The organism is Noviherbaspirillum saxi (assembly GCF_003591035.1).
Classification (GTDB): Bacteria; Pseudomonadota; Gammaproteobacteria; order Burkholderiales; family Burkholderiaceae_D; genus Noviherbaspirillum; species Noviherbaspirillum saxi.
The window spans coordinates 686536-704365 of the sequence record NZ_QYUO01000002.1 but is presented as its reverse complement, the minus strand read 5'-3'; the positions used below and the strand labels follow the sequence as shown (position 1 = coordinate 704365).

At 55.8% G+C, this 17830-nt stretch carries 17 protein-coding genes and 1 pseudogene; 6 read left to right on the top strand and 12 right to left on the bottom strand.

The window, feature by feature from the left end; all coding sequences use genetic code 11:
• Positions 1-9: 9 nt before the first annotated feature.
• The 3 genes from D3871_RS19075 to D3871_RS19065 are packed head-to-tail and all read right to left on the bottom strand — an operon-like array spanning position 10 to position 4231.
• Positions 10-1188 carry an MFS transporter gene (locus tag D3871_RS19075; protein ID WP_119770650.1) on the bottom strand — a complete coding sequence of 393 codons (1179 nt, stop codon included), beginning with the start codon at positions 1186-1188 and terminating at the stop codon, positions 10-12.
• On the bottom strand, positions 1185-3026 hold the full coding sequence (locus D3871_RS19070) for an IucA/IucC family protein (RefSeq protein WP_119771444.1): 1842 nt from the start codon (positions 3024-3026) through the stop codon (positions 1185-1187). Before D3871_RS19070 ends, D3871_RS19075 begins: the two co-directional genes overlap by 4 nt.
• Entirely contained in the window at positions 3023-4231 is a 1209-nt protein-coding gene (locus D3871_RS19065; RefSeq protein WP_119770649.1) for an ATP-grasp domain-containing protein, read from the bottom strand. The genes D3871_RS19070 and D3871_RS19065 overlap by 4 nt, the downstream gene beginning before the upstream one ends.
• A gap of 975 nt (positions 4232-5206) precedes the next feature.
• Between D3871_RS19065 and D3871_RS19055 the strand changes: the two genes are divergently transcribed.
• From D3871_RS19055 to D3871_RS30950, 5 genes are all read left to right on the top strand, one after another.
• On the top strand, positions 5207-7339 hold the full coding sequence (locus D3871_RS19055; RefSeq protein ID WP_119771443.1) for a TonB-dependent receptor: 2133 nt from the start codon (positions 5207-5209) through the stop codon (positions 7337-7339).
• A gap of 63 nt (positions 7340-7402) precedes the next feature.
• Positions 7403-8131, top strand: coding sequence for a DUF4198 domain-containing protein (locus D3871_RS19050; protein WP_119770648.1), 729 nt, complete (start codon positions 7403-7405; stop codon positions 8129-8131).
• Positions 8132-8134: 3 nt separating this feature from the next.
• Positions 8135-8845 carry a PepSY-associated TM helix domain-containing protein gene (locus D3871_RS19045; protein WP_119770647.1) on the top strand — a complete coding sequence of 237 codons (711 nt, stop codon included), beginning with the start codon at positions 8135-8137 and terminating at the stop codon, positions 8843-8845.
• Positions 8846-8979: 134 nt separating this feature from the next.
• Complete coding sequence (locus tag D3871_RS19040; protein WP_119770646.1) at positions 8980-10890, top strand: FTR1 family protein; 1911 nt, start codon at positions 8980-8982, stop codon at positions 10888-10890.
• Between the two features lie 237 nt (positions 10891-11127).
• Positions 11128-11337: a GDCCVxC domain-containing (seleno)protein gene (locus D3871_RS30950; RefSeq protein WP_119770645.1), complete on the top strand. Its 210-nt coding sequence runs from the start codon at positions 11128-11130 to the stop codon at positions 11335-11337.
• A 62-nt stretch (positions 11338-11399) separates the two neighbouring features.
• Here D3871_RS30950 and D3871_RS19030 read toward each other — a convergent pair whose 3' ends face one another.
• The 9 genes and pseudogenes from D3871_RS19030 to D3871_RS18990 form a co-directional block, all read right to left on the bottom strand.
• Complete coding sequence (locus D3871_RS19030; protein ID WP_119770644.1) at positions 11400-11636, bottom strand: hypothetical protein; 237 nt, start codon at positions 11634-11636, stop codon at positions 11400-11402.
• Positions 11637-11728: 92 nt separating this feature from the next.
• Positions 11729-11982, bottom strand: a pseudogene (locus D3871_RS30945) (NADPH-dependent FMN reductase); the annotation flags it as partial.
• Positions 11975-12406, bottom strand: a complete 432-nt coding sequence (gene arsC, locus D3871_RS19020) for an arsenate reductase (glutaredoxin) (protein ID WP_119770643.1) — start codon at positions 12404-12406, stop codon at positions 11975-11977. The pseudogene D3871_RS30945 and the gene arsC, both read right to left, overlap by 8 nt.
• A complete protein-coding gene (locus D3871_RS19015; RefSeq protein ID WP_119770642.1) occupies positions 12360-13076 on the bottom strand; it encodes an aquaporin in 717 nt (238 codons plus the stop codon). Before D3871_RS19015 ends, arsC begins: the two co-directional genes overlap by 47 nt.
• On the bottom strand, positions 13073-13573 hold the full coding sequence (locus D3871_RS19010; protein WP_119770641.1) for an arsenate reductase ArsC: 501 nt from the start codon (positions 13571-13573) through the stop codon (positions 13073-13075). The genes D3871_RS19015 and D3871_RS19010 overlap by 4 nt, the downstream gene beginning before the upstream one ends.
• A 15-nt stretch (positions 13574-13588) precedes the next feature.
• Entirely contained in the window at positions 13589-14026 is a 438-nt protein-coding gene (gene arsN2 / locus D3871_RS19005; protein WP_119770640.1) for an arsenic resistance N-acetyltransferase ArsN2, read from the bottom strand.
• Positions 14027-14029: 3 nt separating this feature from the next.
• Complete coding sequence (locus tag D3871_RS19000) at positions 14030-14536, bottom strand: ArsI/CadI family heavy metal resistance metalloenzyme (protein WP_119770639.1); 507 nt, start codon at positions 14534-14536, stop codon at positions 14030-14032.
• Complete coding sequence (locus D3871_RS18995) at positions 14533-14871, bottom strand: ArsR/SmtB family transcription factor (RefSeq protein WP_119770638.1); 339 nt, start codon at positions 14869-14871, stop codon at positions 14533-14535. Before D3871_RS18995 ends, D3871_RS19000 begins: the two co-directional genes overlap by 4 nt.
• A 366-nt stretch (positions 14872-15237) precedes the next feature.
• Complete coding sequence (locus D3871_RS18990; RefSeq protein ID WP_119770637.1) at positions 15238-16281, bottom strand: porin; 1044 nt, start codon at positions 16279-16281, stop codon at positions 15238-15240.
• Between the two features lie 762 nt (positions 16282-17043).
• Here D3871_RS18990 and D3871_RS18985 point away from each other — a divergent pair.
• The gene (locus D3871_RS18985) at positions 17044-17787 is read left to right on the top strand and encodes a TetR/AcrR family transcriptional regulator (RefSeq protein ID WP_119770636.1); all 744 of its coding nucleotides are present in this window, start codon (positions 17044-17046) and stop codon (positions 17785-17787) included.
• Positions 17788-17830 lie beyond the last annotated feature (43 nt).

The following is a 17830-nucleotide window of genomic DNA, read 5'->3' as shown; positions in this document are numbered from 1 at the left end:
CTCCTATCACTAAGAATTGCTGAGACGCAGGCGATAAAACGTCAAGCCGGCGAGATAACCCCCGGCGACGAACATGACCAACGCACTGATGAAAAACGGTGCACGTACATCGAAAGCCTGTACTGCGATACCGGCAATCAGGCCGGCGCCGACCGCACCCCACTTGGAACTGCTTTCGAACCAGCCGAACGTGGCGCCGGCATTGCCGCCATGGACGACGGCGGCGATCAAGGCATGCAGGCCGATGAAGCCGGCAGTCATTGCCAGTCCCATCACGATGCGCCAAGCTGTTATCGCGAACAGCGCCGGCGCCAGTGCCTGTCCCAGCAGCGAGGCGGCGAGCACCAGATATGACAGCGCCAGCGTCAGGACCAGGCCGCCCTGCCCCAGATAGCGGCTGAACGGAACCGCGCAGAGCAAATACATCAGATGTGGCAGTCCGAACAGCCAGCCGGCAAGCACCGGCGACACCGCAGCGTCCCCCGACTGGATGAACGGCACAAAGTAGGGAAACGTCATTACCGTGGAGCAGACGAACGCGAACTGCAGCGCGTAGATCTGTCCCGGCGTCGCCTCGATGATCTTGCCGGATACCGATGGCGATGTTTTGCCTGCATCCTGCGCCTGCTGCGCTGGCAGCCGCCAAATGAGCACGGCGGCACACAAGGGCAACAGCGCCAGATAGCGGTACAAGACCAGCGGCGACTCAACCGTCATCATCAACACGCCCAGGCCGGTCGGCGCGATCACCAGTGCGGCGCGGGCCGACCATTGCATCAATGTCAGGCTGCGAGTCAGTGCCGCGCCATTGACCACGGTGGCCAGGTAGGCGTTGGATGCGGAAAACGTACCACCGAGCAGTCCTTGCAGCAGGAGCGCAATGAAAAACACCCAGGTATTGGGTGCAAAGCCGGCCAGCAGGAAACTTCCTGCCAGCCCCAGCTGCGCGCGCAACAGGAGCGGTTTCTTGCCGAACCTGTCCGCCAGTTTTCCCCACCACGGACTGCTGATTGCGGTACAGAAGGTCGGCACCACGTAGAGCCATCCCGCCAGGTATACAGCGTCGCTGTGCAGGGATTTTTCGAGGATCAATGCGAAAAACGGCGGCATGCCCAATGCGGCGAATGCCGCGATGAAGTGCCCGGCCATGATGGTGCCGACGATGAAACGACGTGACCCCGTCTTCATGTCGGCCTCAGGAAGTTGGGCGCGCTGCGCCCGTAAAACTTGTTGACGTCGGCGGCACCGGTTTCGGTCTTTTCCGCCAGGGTGGCGGCGATCAGCAGGTATTTGATATATAGCCGGTCATCTTCGAGCAGCACGCGGCGCGCCAGCGCAATCTCCTCGCCCTCGGCGGCCAATTCTGTCAGTACCGCTTCGATCCGCTGCCGGACATTGGCATACAGCGCCGCGGTTGGCCGGCCGAGGATGGGCGCGAGGCGCTCGACCAGGACTGCGATATTCAACTGCAGCGTAATCGTCGTAAACATCTGCGCCAGCGGCAGTTGTTCTGCAACGGCAATGCGCTGATCCTGCAATCCGGCAAGATGCAACGCCAGATCGGGCCAACGCCGCCTGAAGTCATCGAGATGGATGCGCGCCGCATCGTTATCCTTGAGCAGCAAGCGCAGCCGCGGCTCGCTGCGGCTGACGACGATAACCGAGTTCTGCTGGTTGGATTCCAGCGCAATACCGTAACGCAGCCAGAGCAGCAAGTGCAGGCGCAGCGTCAGGTCCAGATAATCGTTGAAGAACGCGGCGACATCGCCGGCATAGAACTGCGCGGCCACTTCTTCCGCCACCAATTCTCCGGATGGCGTCGGTGCCATCAGCGACGCGACCGGGATCAAGGTGCTGTCGCGCAGCACTTCGGCCGGATAATGCCGCAGGATATAGCCAAGGAACATGCGGTTGTCGACATGCGCGCCGCATTCCTCATCCGTCAGCAGCAAGCGTCCAGCTATTGACGGCTCGCGCGCCGCAATCGCGCCCAGCGCCGTCTGGATGCGGTGGCCGTCACGGATCGTACTTGGTTTGATGGTACGGATGTTCTTCGCACCGAGCGTGCGTATCGTCAGCGGCAGTTTCAGGTGCCACTCCGGCGCATCCAGCAATACTACGGTACGTACCGACAGGGTCGGCGCTACTGTGAGATAAGGCTGTGGCGCACGGATTACCTCCTCATGCAATCCGCTCTCGCGCAGGAAGGCGTCGAGCTGGTGCTCCCATACAAAAGGGTGTACCGGAACCAGCGCATGCGTGTCCACCATCGCAGCGTCCAGGCCAACGTCTTCGAAACGTGGCCATAACGCCGGCCAGCCCTGTTCGCCGTCGATACTCGGGTGGTAGAACGCACGCGGGACGGCCAGCCAGTGCAGCAGAAAGCTGCGCTGGAATTCAGGGCCGTATGCCGCAAGCGCCTCCTCGTCGAACCCGAGTTTTGCGCGCGCGGTCGGATACAGCGGATGGTCGAGAAATGCGCCTAGCCTGTCGTAATGCAAAAGGCGGGCATGCCCGTCCGATGGTATGACATCCGTGCCCGCCGTTGTCAGTTCAGAAAACCAGCGTTCGCGTTCGGCTTCGCTCTTCTCGCGATGAGACAGTGCGAGCTTGCACTCGTCGGCGAACGCGTTGAACAAAGACGCTGCGCCGGGTGCCAGGCCGTGCGAGAAGCAAGCGATGACATCCTCTACCGCATACAGCTCCCTCGCCTGCCCGCCCTCCTGCCACAACAGCGGCAAGTCGGTGCTGTGCCAGTCTTGCATGAACGAAGCCCTGTTGACTGGAATCCATAGCACGCCGTCCCCGAAATGCGACACCTTGAGCCAGGCACAGGCTGCAGTTTCATACTTGCCGAATTCGGCCGGCAATGCAGCCGGCGAAACGAGGGTCGCGCCACTCACACAAGCTCGTACGTCTTCGCGCAACAACGCATCCAGCACGCGTTGATAGATATATTGCACGTGCTTCGCGCGGGACACTTCGACCGCCGGGTCCAGTGCGGTTCCGATCGTAATCGCGTTCATGCGGCGATCCCCCATGCCAGGGAACCACTGATCCGGTCCATTTCCACGTCGAGACGCTGTGCGTCGGGCCCGGTGCCGCGCAATACGCCGAGGTAATCCTTGTTCGAGTTCGTCAGGCTGATGGCTTCGCCGACCGAGCGCAGCGGCTTATAGGAGAGCAGAAGCTGGTCCGCACGATTGACGAATGCTTCCGGCGCATCGGCAAGACGGCCAGCCGACCGGGCGGCGAAATAGCGGATCAATGCAGCATTCCGGGCAAGTTCGAGTTGCGGCAAAGGCTCGCCCAGATACAGCCGCAACACGATTTCAAACAACGGGATGGCGAGCGTATCCTGCAGCAGGAACTCGCGGTAATCGCCAATATTGCGGTAATTGATTTCGATCAGGCGCGGTCCTGTTTCGGTCATCACATATTCGGTATGGCATGCGCCGAAGCCAACGCCGAAACTGCGAATCATGTCGACCACCTGGGCTTCCTGCGCGGCCGTCAGGCCGGTTCCCCATTTCGCCTCCAGTTCGACGAAATACGGCGGCGGCGACAGCTTCACCTGGAATCCGCCGAGCACGCAGAGCTGCTTGCCGTCACCCAGTGTTTCCAGGGTATAGAGCGGGCCTTCGATGTATTCCTCCAGCAGCAGCGGCAATCCCGGCTGTTCCGCCCAGACCGCTGCACACTGCGCCTCCAGTTCTGCTCGATCATGGGCGAGCGTCACCTGCTGGCTGGCGACGCCCTCGCGCGGTTTGACGATGCATGGAAACGGCGCCTCGTCCGCCACCAGCGCCAATCCCGTGCTGTCGCAAACGACGGCATGCCACAACACGTCCAGTCCGCGGGACCGTAACCTGCTCCGCATTTCAGCCTTGTTCTTCGCGCGGTAGGCGACATGCCAGTCCTTCCGCGGCAGGCCGAAATAGTCGGCGACGATGGCCGTGCTGGTTTGCAGGTGATCGCTGTTGGAGAAGACCGCCGCCGGCGTTTGCTGACGGCAGGTCAGCACGCCGATCACGGCCAGCGGATTGAATACGTCACACGCGATGATTTCGCTCGGATAGGCGGTCAGCCCGGCTTGGCTGAAATGCTGCCGGTGCACGTCGGCATGGTCGGTCAGCAGCACGACCGGCAGACCGAGGCGCCGCGCCGCCGGAATGAATCCATCGTTGACGGAATCGGTAGGCGCGTGGGCCAGAATGATCAGTTCTTTCATTATTTTCCTTAAAAATCGGTTTGCAAAGTCAAAGGGACGGCATGCCCCGGCAAAGCCTGGGCCATGGTCTTCATCGAAACTGGTTGTGAAATGGTGGACACGGCATATGCGTGTCCACGCGGCGCGCTATTTGCCGGCCCGGATCCCGCAAACTGATGACGGTCGTGGCAGATGGCTGGTGCAGGCCGATGCGGCATGTTCGGCTGAACCGCGACCTGAATGGAACCTGACGTAAGAGGTGATAGCCGATTGGACGGCAACATATTCCGTCCGGCGGGTGTGGATTTGCATCGCATTCTCCTGAGTGGAAGCCACATGAAACAAGCGGGCTGCCCTTCCCGGAGAACGGGACTGGTGGCTGGCTGATACTGGGGGCGGCCAATAGTGGCCGCGTACTGCTTCGCGCAAAATTTCATGCGCGAACACCATGAAATGTATACTACATCTAAATGAGAATCATTCGCAACTATTTTATTATGTAAATGGCACTGCCCTCGCATACGGCTTACTGCCATTACTCGAAATAATGATTTCGAACCATAAAAGCTGACATCACCGTGTCGGAATCGGCAACGTTATATCCCGGCCACTATTTTCGTGCGGACTTCGTCGAAACTCCTGCAAACGCTCGAGATACATAGGCCTGCGTGAAAAACCTCTTGTCACCACTATTCAAATAAGCAATAATTTAAATAATAATGATTCTCATTTATAGCTAGCGTTCGTCATCGAACGCCATTTAAAAGCACTCGCCGACCCGCCCGATCTCGCGCCGGTATTGCGCGTCACTTGCCAGCAATTTTCGGAACAATGGGCAACCGTCGTTGAACAGGCGATGCATCAGCCGGAAAAACGCCGACTCTTTTCGCGACTTATCGCAATGACTTAACCGATTTTTTACTTGTACTCGACAGCCAGCCAAGGTCTTTTTTGACGCATTAGCCAGCCAGCGAATTTATATATTTAGGGAGCATGATGGCATTCAAAAAGACCCAACTGGCAGTGCTGGTCGCGCTGGCTGTTCAACAATTATCCAGCACTGCGTTCGCACAAACGGCAATACAATCCGACGTGGTACTGCCTGGTGTCAAGGTGACAAGCACGCGCGAACTGCTGCCAACTTACAATGCACCGACCGCCACCAGCGCAACCAAAATCGAAGCGCCGCTGCGCGATATTCCGCAAACAGTCAATGTCGTGCCACAGCAACTGCTACGCGACCAGGGCGCCCGTTCCCTGGAAAGTGTGCTGAAAGCCGTGCCGGGCGTCGGTCTGTCGCACGGCGACGGCCAGCGTGACCAAGTTACGATCCGTGGCTTCACTGCCATCTCCGATCAATTCATCGATGGCTTGCGCGACGATGCATTGTATTTCCGCGACCTGTCCAATATCGAGCAAGTTGAAGTGCTCAAGGGGCCGGCATCGGTGCTATATGGACGCGGATCGTCGGGCGGCCTGATCAACCGGATTACCAAGAAGCCGGGCATTGACAAGAGCGAAGTGACGGCGCAGATCGGCAGTTGGAACCAGAGGCGCGCCGAGCTGGATTTGGCCCGCAACTATAGCGAAAGCGGCGTGGCATTCCGCGTGACCGGAGCGGTAGAACGTGCCGACAGCTACCGGAGCCAGCAGTTCCTGGATCGCGAAGCGTTCTCACCGTCCCTGTCGTTCAAACTCGGTTCGGACACCAGCCTGCTGCTGCAGGCAGAATACCTGTCCGACCGCCGCGTCACCGACTTCGGCATTCCGGCATACCGCGGGCGGCCTGTCGATGTCCCGGCAAGCACCTACTACGGCGCGGCCAATGCGCGCGATGCGGACTACTCGCAAGCGGACATGACAGCACTCGGTTTTACGCTCAACCATCGCTTCAACGATCAGCTGTCGGTACGCAATGCGTTCCGTCACTATGACTACAAGCTGGACCGCAACAATACCCTCGTTGGTGCAGTGAACGAAACGGCGCTGACTGCATCGTTGAATCGCACTAACCTGCGGCGTGAAGAGGATGGTTATTTCAACCAGACCGAACTGACGCAAAAAACCAGCCTGGCCGGGATGACGCATCAGATCCTGTATGGCTTGGAATTTGGCAAGCAGAACAAGGATCAGGTCAACCGCTCGCAATCCGGTATCAGGACTGTTTCCCTGTTCAACCCGGTACTCCCGGTGCTGCCTTTGACTGTGACTGCTGCACCGTCCACTGACAACCTGGGCATCATGACGACCAGCAGCATCTACGTGCAGGATCTCGTCGCACTGTCGCAGCAATGGAAGGCGCTTGCGGGTGTACGGTACGATCGATTTGAACAAGAGACCAGAGAGCGAAGGATCGGGCAAGCCAATCTGGCGCGCACGGATACCGCATGGAGTCCGCGCGTCGGCGTGGTGTATCAGCCGGCGCCGGATCAGTCTTATTACGCGTCCTACAGCAAGTCATTCCAGCCCTCGGCGGAAAACTTTGCGCTGGCAGCGAACAACGCGCAAATCGCACCGGAAGAAACCACGAATCAGGAAATTGGTGCGAAATTTGACTTTCTGGACGGCCAAGCGTCCGCGACCGCATCGCTGTTCCGGCTTGAGCGCACCAACATCAAGGCAACCGACCCGACAACCAACCGGCTGATTCCGATCGGCGTTCAACGCACCGACGGGCTGGAACTGACGTTCACCGGTGAGTTGCCGCATGGCTGGCAGATCTGGTCGGGCTACTCCTATCTCGACACTCGTGTCACGTCGTCGCCCGCCGTAGACAACAGTGACAACGTGACAAAAGGCGTGCCGGTGCAAGGCAAGCGTGCGACGCTTACACCGAAGCATAGCGCCAACCTGTGGCTCACGAAGTTCCTGGGCAACGGATACCGTGCAGGCGCAGGTGTGAACTATGTCGCCGACCGCTTCGCCAATCCCGGCAATACCGTCACCCTGCCTGGCTTTACCACCGTGGACGCCATGGTGGGCTATCGGGTAGCTGGACTGGATTTGCAGTTGAACGTCAATAACCTGTTCGACCGCAAGTACATCGTGTCCGGACATGGCACCGTGCCCAATCTGAACCTGCCGGGCGCACCGCGCTCCGTGCAATTAACGGCACGCTACGCGTTCTGATGTGCATCGACGGTTCTTCTTTTGAACGAAGAAGAACCGTCTCGAAGCCTCAATAGGAAAATCATGACTATTCTTCTCAAGACTTTCATCCACACCGCCTGCTGTGCAGCGCTTATCGCAAGCGGCACGGCACAAGCCCATTATCTTTGGATCGAATCCGGCGACTCCGGCGCCAGACTGTATTACGGCGAACCCGATGCTCTGCTGAAGGAAAAGAGTCCCGGCAAGCTCGACAACATCAAGTCGCCCAAAGCGTTCGTACAGGACACCCCAAGCGGCAAACCTGGCGCAGTCACGATCAGCCGCGCCGCCGAATATTTCGCCATTGCGAACAACAAAGGGACACCGGCCATTCTGGCCGTCGAAGAATCGCTGGAAGTACGCGATTTGACTAAGCATGGGCTCGGGTTCGCCAAGTCCAATTATTATGCGCGTTACGGCCAAGCCGCGACGGACAGCAGCGCATCACCGCTAGTACTGGATATCCATGGAAGTGGGCCGAACAAGCTTGCCGTGGTATATCGCGGCCAACCGCTCAAAGATGCCAAACTTGAAGTCATTGCACCCAACACTTGGATGCAGGAACACAAAACCGATGCGCAAGGCGCCGTCCACATCAACACACCGTGGCGTGGTCAGTATGTCGTTCACGTGCTGCATATCGATCAGGCACCCGGCGAATTCTCCGGGAAAAAATACGATTCACTGCGCAACCATTTGACTTACACCTTTACCAAGGCAGACGGCAGCGATCCCGGCCCTGCGGTACCGCCCAAACACGAAATGGATTAAGTCATGCATGCCCACACCCTTTTCCGCACTTCAGGCGATACGTCTGCCGGGGAGCAAGCCGCGCGCGCGCCATCCGAGAGCCAAAAACGCAATCGAAGCCGTCGCGCGGTCTTCCTGACATGGCTGCGCAAGACGCATCTCTATGTCGGCTTGTGGGGCGCGGCACTGGGCCTGCTGTTCGGCATCACCGGCATCCTGCTGAATCACCGGGCAATCATGAAAATCCCGGTTGAAAAAACCGTCCAGAAAACCGCGCAGTTGCCACTGCCGGAAGGCGCATTCAGAACGCCGGAAGAGATGTCGGCATGGCTGCAAAAGGAATTGCGATTTACGGCGGTGTCGCCGCCTCAAGTGAAAACACAGCCGGCCAAAACCATCGTGTGGGCCGATCGGGACGTGTTGCAGCCCGAGCGCTGGAGCGTCAATCTGACGCGGCCGGAGGGCGGTGTCAACGCCGAGTATTTTGTTGGCAACCGCTTCGTCAAGCTGGATCATATCGATGCCACGCTGATTGGCACCCTGATCCGTCTGCATATGTCGGTCGGCGTCAGCGCGTTCTGGGTATTGTTGTCCGACACCATCGCCGGCAGCCTGATCCTGCTGTCGATCACTGGCTTGCTGCTGTGGACGCAGCTGCACACAGTGCGCACCATCGCGGTATTGACCAGCGTCGGCGCACTGCTCGGCGGGCTCTGGTTTCTGTGGTCGATATGAAAAATTCGGCCGCCCCTGCAATCACATGCAAGGCGGCCGCCATGGGATTCTCCTCGACGCCGGATATCCCCTTATTCATCGAATCTTTTTGAATGCACTATATGAAGCCAAGGCTACTAGTATTTTTTCGGACGATGGCGTTGCTTCTTCCTCTGATTTCCTTCACCGCTCCTGCATCGTCCATGGAGAAGGTGACCGAGGAGAAGGCAAAGCAAATCTGGCAAATGCTGGATTACCTCGCAGTCGATTATGCTGGCGCTGTAAAGGACGGCAAGATAGCGAACGATGCGGAATATGCCGAGATGCAAGAGTTTTCCCAAAACGCCGAGCAGCAGATTCGAGAATTGCCGAACACCACAGCGACGGCACAACTGATACAAGAAGCAGCCAGACTGCGGAAAATCATTGCGGATAAGGCCGCGCCCGTATTGGTGGCCGAGCATGCCAGAAACCTGGCAAGTACTTTACTTGCTGCCTATCCGGTACCCGTAGCACCCGGCAAAATGCCTGAGCTTCAGCATGGCGCCCGTCTTTATCAAGCCCAATGCGCCGCCTGTCACGGCCAGGCAGGCCACGCCGACGGACCACTGGCAGCCAAGCTGGAGCCGCCGCCCATTGCGTTTGCAGACCATGATCGTGCAAAAGAACGCAGCATTTTTTCGCTTTATCAGACCACGACACGCGGTGTCGAAGGAACAGCCATGGCCAGCTTCGGCACGCTATCCGAAGACGATCGCTGGGCTGTCGCTTTTTTCGCGTCCACCCTGGCCTATAGCGACAGCGACCGGCAGCTTGGCGCCAAGCTCTGGTCTTCGGACAAGTCGCTTCATGCGGTTATAGCGGAGTTAGGCATATTGACTCAAACGGCCGAAGCATCACTAACCAAGCGTTTAGGGCCGGAGAACGCACGTGCGGTCTTGGCTTATCTGCGCAGCCATCCCGAAATATTGAACGCGTCAAAGGCAGATGGCCTCGCGCTGTCCAAGTCGAAGCTGCGGGAAAGTCTTTTGATGTTAGAGAAAGGCGACAAAGCCGACGCATCCAGACTTGCCATTTCGGCCTATCTCGACGGCTTTGAGCCGGTAGAACCGGCGTTGGCCGCTAAAAACAAAGTGCTGTTTGAGGAAATCGAAAAGACAATGGGCACTTATCGTGCCGCGCTCTCGGAAGCTCAGTTGGAAACGGCACGCAGCACCGAAAAACATCTGCAGGCACTGTTAACGGATGCGCAGGCCACGCTTGGCGCAGCCGATAGCGCGGATCCCCTGGCGACGTTTATTGGCGCCTTGACGATTCTCTTGAGGGAAGGCCTGGAGGCGCTACTGATCGTGGTCGCAATGATCGCGTTCCTCAGGAGGGCGGAACGCAGCGATGTCCTGCCCTATGTCCATGCAGGTTGGGTAAGCGCACTTGCAGCGGGGGGCTTGACCTGGGCCGTCGCCACCTATTTGATCGATCTCAGCGGTGCGAGCCGGGAAATGACCGAAGGTTTTTCCGCCATCTTTGCAGCAGTGATGTTACTGACCGTGGGAATCTGGATGCATCAAAAAAGCTTGGCCGGTCGCTGGCAAGCCTACGTCAAGGAAAAATTGTCGCACGCGCTCAACAAGCGCTCTGCCACCGTGTTGTTTGTGCTGTCCTTCGTCACGGTATACCGGGAAGTATTTGAAACGGTCCTGTTCTATGCGGCGTTATGGAACGATGGCAACGGCCTGTATCTGCTGGGCGGTCTGACAGCCGGCGTCGTGATTCTTTCAGTCATTGCTGCCATATTGCTGCGGACAACGGCCCGTCTGCCTATCAGTCAGTTTTTCGCTGTGAGTTCCGCATTGGTTGCCGTGCTGGCGATCGTATTGATCGGCAAAGGTGTGGCGGCATTGCAGGAAGCCGGGATGCTGGATGTGACGCCAATTTCGGTCCCCCGCATTGATTTGTTAGGGATCTATCCGTCGCAACAAACGTTGATAGCGCAAGCTATCGTTCTATTTGTCGTGATTATCAGTTTTGGGTTCAACTTGCGCCCTCCAAAGAAGAAAAATATTTAAATTACTCAATTTTTGACGAGTCGCTTCGGCTGCAAGAATACTTGCGCTGACCAGACAAACAATCGCATCCGCTGCATGGAGGAAATGCACTACGCGCTGCTGTGCTTGACCAACTTAGTGAAGTCGCGCAACTCGGTTTCCAATCCAGAGCAGGTGACGTCTGGACAAATACAGGCTAGACTGAAGGACGCAGGATTTGAAGCCGCCTTAACAAAATAACCGGCTAATTTTATTGCCATGAATCCTATTCGTGAATCGGTTCTAACCTGCCCGCACTGTGGTTTTGCGAAGCCGGAAATCATGCCGACCGACGCCTGCCAGTTCTATTACGAATGCGAGAACTGCAAAGCAGTCCTGCGTCCGAAAGCTGGCGACTGCTGTGTGTACTGCTCCTATGGCTCAGTAAAATGTCCGCCTATTCAAGAGCAGAAGGGATGCTGTTCCTGAAGCTGGCCTTGAATTCCACCAATATGTTAGCTCGGCCTACTTGTAGAACTAGCGGACCACTTTTAATCCAGTGCCCCTTGCTCGCGCAGCCACTGAGCGAGCTTTTGCAAAGCAGCTCGGTCGATTGAAATTCCGCTGGAGGCAATTAAGGCATTTCCCTCGATGCCCTCATGGAATTCGAAATCAACGGAAAATCCGCTTTCTGGATGCAAAGTTACAACCAATCGTTCGGTGCCAGCTTCCATCGTATTTTCAATAATGGCTTGGCCTGTTTCGGATTCGTGAAATGTCGATGCCATGTCATATCTCCTAGTAGTTAACTGAGTCATTCCTGTCAGTCCGCGGTACGACCATGCATGGGAAGAAACGGTTACTTGGCAACCTAACTTCGGTGGTCCGGAGAAACACTATCGACCATCGGAAGACCATGCGGGTCGAATACGCGAGTTTCCGCCCCAAAGTGCTGCAGAATCCCCACTGCTTCGAGCGTAAGAAAGCGACTATAGGACTTCTCCGCAGCGAGCCGTAAAGCAACAGAATTCGCGGGGGATGTGCCGATACTGTGGCAGCATTCAGCTTGTCAACGGTCGGCACATCAAGGTGCGGCAAACTGACATTCGGTAGACTTGACAAGTTGTCAGCCATTTTCCTTGACCCTCCGTCCTTCAGCGTCAATGACGACTTCTCCGTCTTCCTTGGCAAAAGGACCTTTCTGCGGCAGCGGAAGGATGTCCAATACCAATTCAGACGGACGGCACAGCCGGACACCCGTAGGAGTCACTACAAAAGGCCTGTTGATGAGAATTGGATAGGCCAGCATCGCGTCAAGCAACTCGTCATCGCTTAATGCCTGATTGTCGAGCCCGAGTTCAACATAGGGAGTGCCCTTTCCCCGGATTGCCTCTCGCACAGTAAGCCCGGCTTTTTCAATCATGTCCTTGAGCTCTTCCCTAGACGGCGGAGTTTTCAAATACTCAATCACTTGAGGTTTAACTCCTGTATTGCAAATCAAAGCCAGGGTATTACGGGAGGTCCCGCAGCTCGGGTTGTGGTAAATCTTGATTTCCATAGGGAGATATCTCTTTTTCGGACGCGAAAAGCCATTTAAATATGACGACTGCTGCTGCGGCACCTAGCAGCTGGGCAATGATGAATCCGGGAGCATCGACTGGACGAATACCAGCAAACGTATCTGATGCCGCTCTAGCCAAAGTTACAGCGGGGTTGGCGAAAGATGTCGATGACGTAAACCAGTAAGCGGCGGTGATATAGGCTGCGACGGCAAATGGCGTACTGGTAGGCCTTGTCCTGGAGCAGCTGATGATGACTGCCAATAGGCCAAAGCTCGCTATGAACTCACTCCACCACTGTGAAGGCCCAGTACGAATATGCTGGGACGCGAAAAATAGCGGCTCCTGAAACATACCGTGGGCAGCAGCAACACCGGCAAATGCTCCGGCCACTTGTGCCGCGATATACATCAGAGCTTGGCGGGAAGTTAACTGGCCGAACCAGACGTCGCAAAGCGTCACCGCTGGATTAAAGTGCGCACCGGAGATGGGTCCAAAGGTGAGAATGAGGGCCACTAGACCCGCACCTGTTGCAATTGTATTGGCCAGTAGCGCAATCGCGACGTTATCGCCGGCCAGCCGGTCCCCCATAATACCGGAGCCGATTACGACGGCTAGCAGGAATGCCGTGCCGAGAAACTCGCCGGCCAATCGTCGAGACATATTCATACCGGGGTGTCACCAATTTTCTTAATTTCGCTTTGAATTGTATGCCTCTCGAGTGTTTTTATTGGCAGGCTAACGAAGGTATTCATCCTCGCCATAATCTGCTTGAAAATCTTCTCGAACGCTACCCGCTTTTGCTCGTCGGTTCCTTCGACTGCGGCTGGGTCTTCAAAGCCCCAATGCGCCGTCGCTGGATGTCCGGGCCAAATTGGGCAAACTTCGCCGGCCGCGTTATCGCACACCGTAACGATAAAATCCATATGTGGAGCATCTGGAGCCGCGAACTCGTCCCAGCTCTTGCTGCGCAGGTTGTCGACCGGGTAACCAGTCTTCTTTACCTGTTCAACTGCGAACGGGTTCACTTTGCCACCCGGTTTGCTGCCGGCGCTAAAACCTTTGAAACGTCCATGACCCATGGTCGTTACGAGGGCTTCAGCCATGATGGAGCGTGCAGAGTTTCCCGTGCAAAGGAACAGCACGTTATAAGTCTTTTCAGTCATGTTTGTCTTTGATTGCTAGATTAAGGTCCTGCGCATGCACACCGCTTGCGCAGGACACAAGGTGGAAAATTCAGTAGTGCCTTGAAGTGTTGCCGGCGCCTCTGACCTTGCAGTCACTTCGTAGCCTCGACGCGCAAAAAAGTCGGTCGCCGTGGTCGTGAGCAGGTACAGCGTCCTGACGCCAGTAGTGCGAGCATGGTTTTCCATTGCTTCGGCGAGTTGTGTGCCCAGACCTGTCCATCGGCTTTCCGGACGAACGACGAGCGAGCGCAACAATCCATTGTCTTCATACCGCTCAAGGCCCACCGCACCAAGGACTGACTGGCCGCCGGCTGCTATAAGAAATTCGTTCAGACGATTGGTGTCGACGTCCTGATATGGCAAACCACTGTCCTTAAGCAGTGCAAGGACAGCGGGCAGGTCGTCAGGTGTTGCCAATCGAAGCGGTGTCATGGCTCAGCAGCAGGCGCCAGAAGTGGCTTTTTGCTCCTTCGGTACACAGCAAGGTGATTGAGCGCTGGTTTTTGCCAAGGGAATACAGCATGCATCAGGGCCAGCGGCTTTTTGATCTGTGGCAGGCTTGTTCGACTCGCCAAAGACCGGAATGGTATCGAGCGTATGGTAGGTTTCCCAAGCAATTCCAGACGGGTCATTGACCCAGTATTTATCTGACTTGGCATAGCAGCAGGCTACGCCTTCTTCCTTCTCGACACCAGGTTGTAATGCGTTCAGGCGATCCTGCATTTCGCTCAACTCAGTCGCCGATTCGACTTGTATCCCAAGGTGGTTCAAGCCAGTCTGCGCTCCGCGCTGGGATATCGCGAAGTTGACACGGGGATCGTCCAGCATCCACTTCGCATAGTCGGTTTTTACGACCGTGGGCTCGTTGGCGAACATGCCGGAGTAGAACTTGATGCTGTCAGCGAGATTATCGACCGATACATGGACATGCAGGCGTTTCATGAGCAGGCTCCTTCTTCAGAACAGTTGGAGACACGGACGGGAGAACAGACATTTCCGCCGCAGCAGTTTTCAGTCAAGAATCCAATCAGGCCATTCATGGTCGGAAAATTGGCCGAGTAAATAAGGGAGCGACCGGCCTTGGTTTGCGTTACCAGTTCGGCGTGAGTCAGTTCCTTTAAATGAAAGGACAACGAGGAAGGCGGGATCTCAAGTTGCTCCGCAATCCTGGTGGCAGCCAAGCCCTCCGGGCCGACCTGTACCAACAGCCGAAAGACGGCGAGACGGGAGTCCTGTGCCAGCGCAGCAAGCGCCGTTACTACAGCTTTATTGTCCATTGTTCGACTATTCTCGAAATAACATTGATTCGATAATAGTCGAAATATAGTATAAATACAAACGGTGATGCAGATATTTTTCAGTTGGCGATTCTTACTAGGCCCTGGATGACATGAAATCCTTCTGCCGCGCAGACTTCTAGGGGGGAAATACCCTGCTGAAGGCCACTATTCCTGCGCGACTTTCTGAAAGGGTGGCGTTATTCTTCTTGTGTCCGTGGTGTTTTCCGGTGTTGAAAAGCGAATTCCCTTTACGCAACAGAAGTCTCGCAATCTTGTTCCCCCGAATGTGAAATCCGGGGACAGATCCGCTGATATTACTTTCCGTAAAGCCGAAATCGCTACTGCGGAAAAGTAAGCTTACTATCAGAACGTGTGGCGAATGCCGAAATTGAACGCTTTGTCGCCCGTACCGGTATCGGAGCCATTGCCGACCGTATAGAAATTTGCCGTGCCTGCGGCAGCATCATTGTCAATGCGTGCATAGGATGCGTAAAGGTCTGTGCGCTTGGACAGCGGATAAGTGACACCGATTGCCATCTGATTTGCATCTCGGTTAAGGGCACTGCGAGCATCTTTTCGAATGTAAGATGCCATCACACTGGAGACGCCGAAGGGCACAGTGACACCAACGAGGACATCTCGTGAGTCGGTCCGCGGAATTGCGCGGCCGTTGATGGTTATCAGTCCCTTGTTGCTTTGTACACCGAGGTGGAATTTTGCCACGCCGAAGTTGTACACGCCGCCTAGCAGGATGCTACGTCCGTCGTCTGGTGCTACTCCGGCAGCCGGTACGTTATTCGCGCGATGATATGCCAGTCGTATACTCAGTGGCCCACTGCTATAGCCCACGGACGCACCAACGTTGCGGCCAGCACTGCTATCGCCGGCCACCTCGCCGAAACCGTACGCAATGTCTGCGGTGAACGGTCCGGTAGCGGGCATTGCGTACTTGACCGTGTTGTTCATACGAATTCCGCCCTCGGACAGAATGTTGTTTGCACTGCCTGCCATGCTAAACCCCAGGAATGGGTCAACGGCGTTTACAGCCATGAATAGCGGTGTGTATTGACGTCCAAACGTCAAGGTGCCGGCGCCGGTGGACAGGCCGACATGGGCTTGGCGACCAAATAGCAGACCTCCCTGCCCCATTGCGCCAGTATCGATATTCGTTCCCGTCTCAAGGACAAATTGCGCAGCCATGCCGCCGCCCAAATCTTCGCGACCGCGAAAACCTATCCGGGATCCGCTTGCAATACCGCTTCCGAGCTTGGTCACACTCCCGGCAACTCCGCCGCTCTCGCGCACGATCCCGGCGTCCACAATGCCGTAAATAGCTACATTGGTTTGGGCCCAGGCCGCGCTGGCCATTGCACTTGCCCCAAGCATGATGCAAAGCGTCTTCTTCATGTAAATCTCCTTGATTGGTTGAGCATTTTCTATTGCCAGCCTTTTCATGCAAATCGCTCTGCATTTGGCCGTTTTTCAGTGGCTAGCGGTGTACTTTTCACTGATGCCATGGATAGTGGAACGCCACACTTTGGCTGAAGCGGCGCATGTTTTACCGGCATAAAAACATACGCAAAGACGATTTAATTAACACCACCTCAATTAATATATCCATCTATTGATAGGGGGTCAATTTATTTCGAAAGGATTATTTTTAGGCACGTGGACTACGTCATGCAGTGCGACTTGGGTCGGAGCCCAACAGGAACTATGCCTGCTAAATTCATTGTGCAAGTTCCGGGCTCAAGCGGCGCGGGGTAGAGGTTTACTCCCCCGTTTCTGCACCGATGAACAGGATGAGTTGTCTGTCCTCCCCAACCGGCTTAACAATTCCCTAGCAATAAGTGCAGGATGGCCTTGTACCGGCGGTAATGATGTCATCCTAGCAAAGGCGCCATGTGTAGTGCCATCTTCGCTCTATATGGATTGCGTATTACAGCGGAATCGCGCTTTGGCCGAGTTTTCTCGGAAGTTCACCATGATTCCATTTGATGCCGGAGAAGACTGATAGTATATTAATACTCAATCAATTAATGCAGCGACGGTGTGTCGGACGTTGAATTGCTCATTTGCGTCAAAAGAAGTAGTCCTATTTGGTGCGTTTGTGAGAGGGATCAGGCACATCCGGCATTGGTAGCTCACCACGACGAAAAGTTGAAAATTATGGCAAAACAGGCCACCGTGCAGACCGTAGAAGAATCCCCACGACCCAGGGGCCGCCCGCGCAAAACCGATTCGGCCATTGGCTCCGAGGCCGAACTGACGAAAAGTGCAATTATCGACAAGGCAATCGCACTTGCCAGACAAATGCCTCTGTCCGATATTTCAATGGTTCAACTTGCGCGGGAGTTCGATGTTGCACCAGGTTTAATACATTACTATATCGGCAACCGAGACAACCTGATCTCTGGGGTGTTGAATTACTACTATGGTGATCGGGTTCGCCGACTACCTGCGTTGACCGGCCATTGGCGAAATGACGTCGAGAAAATGGCTAATGTATTGTTAGCGCATGCAACGGACCATCCCGGCATCGCCCAATATATCGCGTCGCATAATCGCTTTCGCTTGTTCCAGCAGGTCGGGGGAAATGAAACAGATTATGGTGTCGTGTATTTCGACTATGTGGCACAGGCGTTCCTTCAGGGGGGCTTCAAACCAAAACAGGTAGCGCTTGCATTCCACCTCCTGATGCAGTTCCTCGTTGCATCGAGCACAGCGCAAGCGTCTCGCCAGCTTCCAGCCGACCATAAAGAATTCATCAAAGCGAAGTTTGAAGAGCTCGATTCCGCCAAGTATCCCGCGGCAAAAAAGGTTGGCGTACCGTTTTCGTCCCTCGATTCCAAGCAAGCTTTCGAAGCTGGACTTAAGCTTTTGCTCGACGGATTTGCACAGTGGTTAAAGTAACTGCCTTACAGACTCGCTAAAGAATGTCTTTAAAAGCTTAAGA

What these genes read in the sequence shown, in the direction of transcription:
- D3871_RS19075 (WP_119770650.1), bottom strand. Translation starts at nt 1,188, where the DNA reads ATGAAGACGGGGTCACGTCGTTTCATCGTCGGCACCATCATGGCCGGG.
- D3871_RS19070 (WP_119771444.1), bottom strand. Translation starts at nt 3,026, where the DNA reads ATGAACGCGATTACGATCGGAACCGCACTGGACCCGGCGGTCGAAGTG.
- D3871_RS19065 (WP_119770649.1), bottom strand. Translation starts at nt 4,231, where the DNA reads ATGAAAGAACTGATCATTCTGGCCCACGCGCCTACCGATTCCGTCAAC.
- D3871_RS19055 (WP_119771443.1), top strand. Translation starts at nt 5,207, where the DNA reads ATGGCATTCAAAAAGACCCAACTGGCAGTGCTGGTCGCGCTGGCTGTT.
- D3871_RS19050 (WP_119770648.1), top strand. Translation starts at nt 7,403, where the DNA reads ATGACTATTCTTCTCAAGACTTTCATCCACACCGCCTGCTGTGCAGCG.
- D3871_RS19045 (WP_119770647.1), top strand. Translation starts at nt 8,135, where the DNA reads ATGCATGCCCACACCCTTTTCCGCACTTCAGGCGATACGTCTGCCGGG.
- D3871_RS19040 (WP_119770646.1), top strand. Translation starts at nt 8,980, where the DNA reads ATGGCGTTGCTTCTTCCTCTGATTTCCTTCACCGCTCCTGCATCGTCC.
- D3871_RS30950 (WP_119770645.1), top strand. Translation starts at nt 11,128, where the DNA reads ATGAATCCTATTCGTGAATCGGTTCTAACCTGCCCGCACTGTGGTTTT.
- D3871_RS19030 (WP_119770644.1), bottom strand. Translation starts at nt 11,636, where the DNA reads ATGGCATCGACATTTCACGAATCCGAAACAGGCCAAGCCATTATTGAA.
- arsC (WP_119770643.1), bottom strand. Translation starts at nt 12,406, where the DNA reads ATGGAAATCAAGATTTACCACAACCCGAGCTGCGGGACCTCCCGTAAT.
- D3871_RS19015 (WP_119770642.1), bottom strand. Translation starts at nt 13,076, where the DNA reads ATGAATATGTCTCGACGATTGGCCGGCGAGTTTCTCGGCACGGCATTC.
- D3871_RS19010 (WP_119770641.1), bottom strand. Translation starts at nt 13,573, where the DNA reads ATGACTGAAAAGACTTATAACGTGCTGTTCCTTTGCACGGGAAACTCT.
- arsN2 (WP_119770640.1), bottom strand. Translation starts at nt 14,026, where the DNA reads ATGACACCGCTTCGATTGGCAACACCTGACGACCTGCCCGCTGTCCTT.
- D3871_RS19000 (WP_119770639.1), bottom strand. Translation starts at nt 14,536, where the DNA reads ATGAAACGCCTGCATGTCCATGTATCGGTCGATAATCTCGCTGACAGC.
- D3871_RS18995 (WP_119770638.1), bottom strand. Translation starts at nt 14,871, where the DNA reads ATGGACAATAAAGCTGTAGTAACGGCGCTTGCTGCGCTGGCACAGGAC.
- D3871_RS18990 (WP_119770637.1), bottom strand. Translation starts at nt 16,281, where the DNA reads ATGAAGAAGACGCTTTGCATCATGCTTGGGGCAAGTGCAATGGCCAGC.
- D3871_RS18985 (WP_119770636.1), top strand. Translation starts at nt 17,044, where the DNA reads ATGGCAAAACAGGCCACCGTGCAGACCGTAGAAGAATCCCCACGACCC.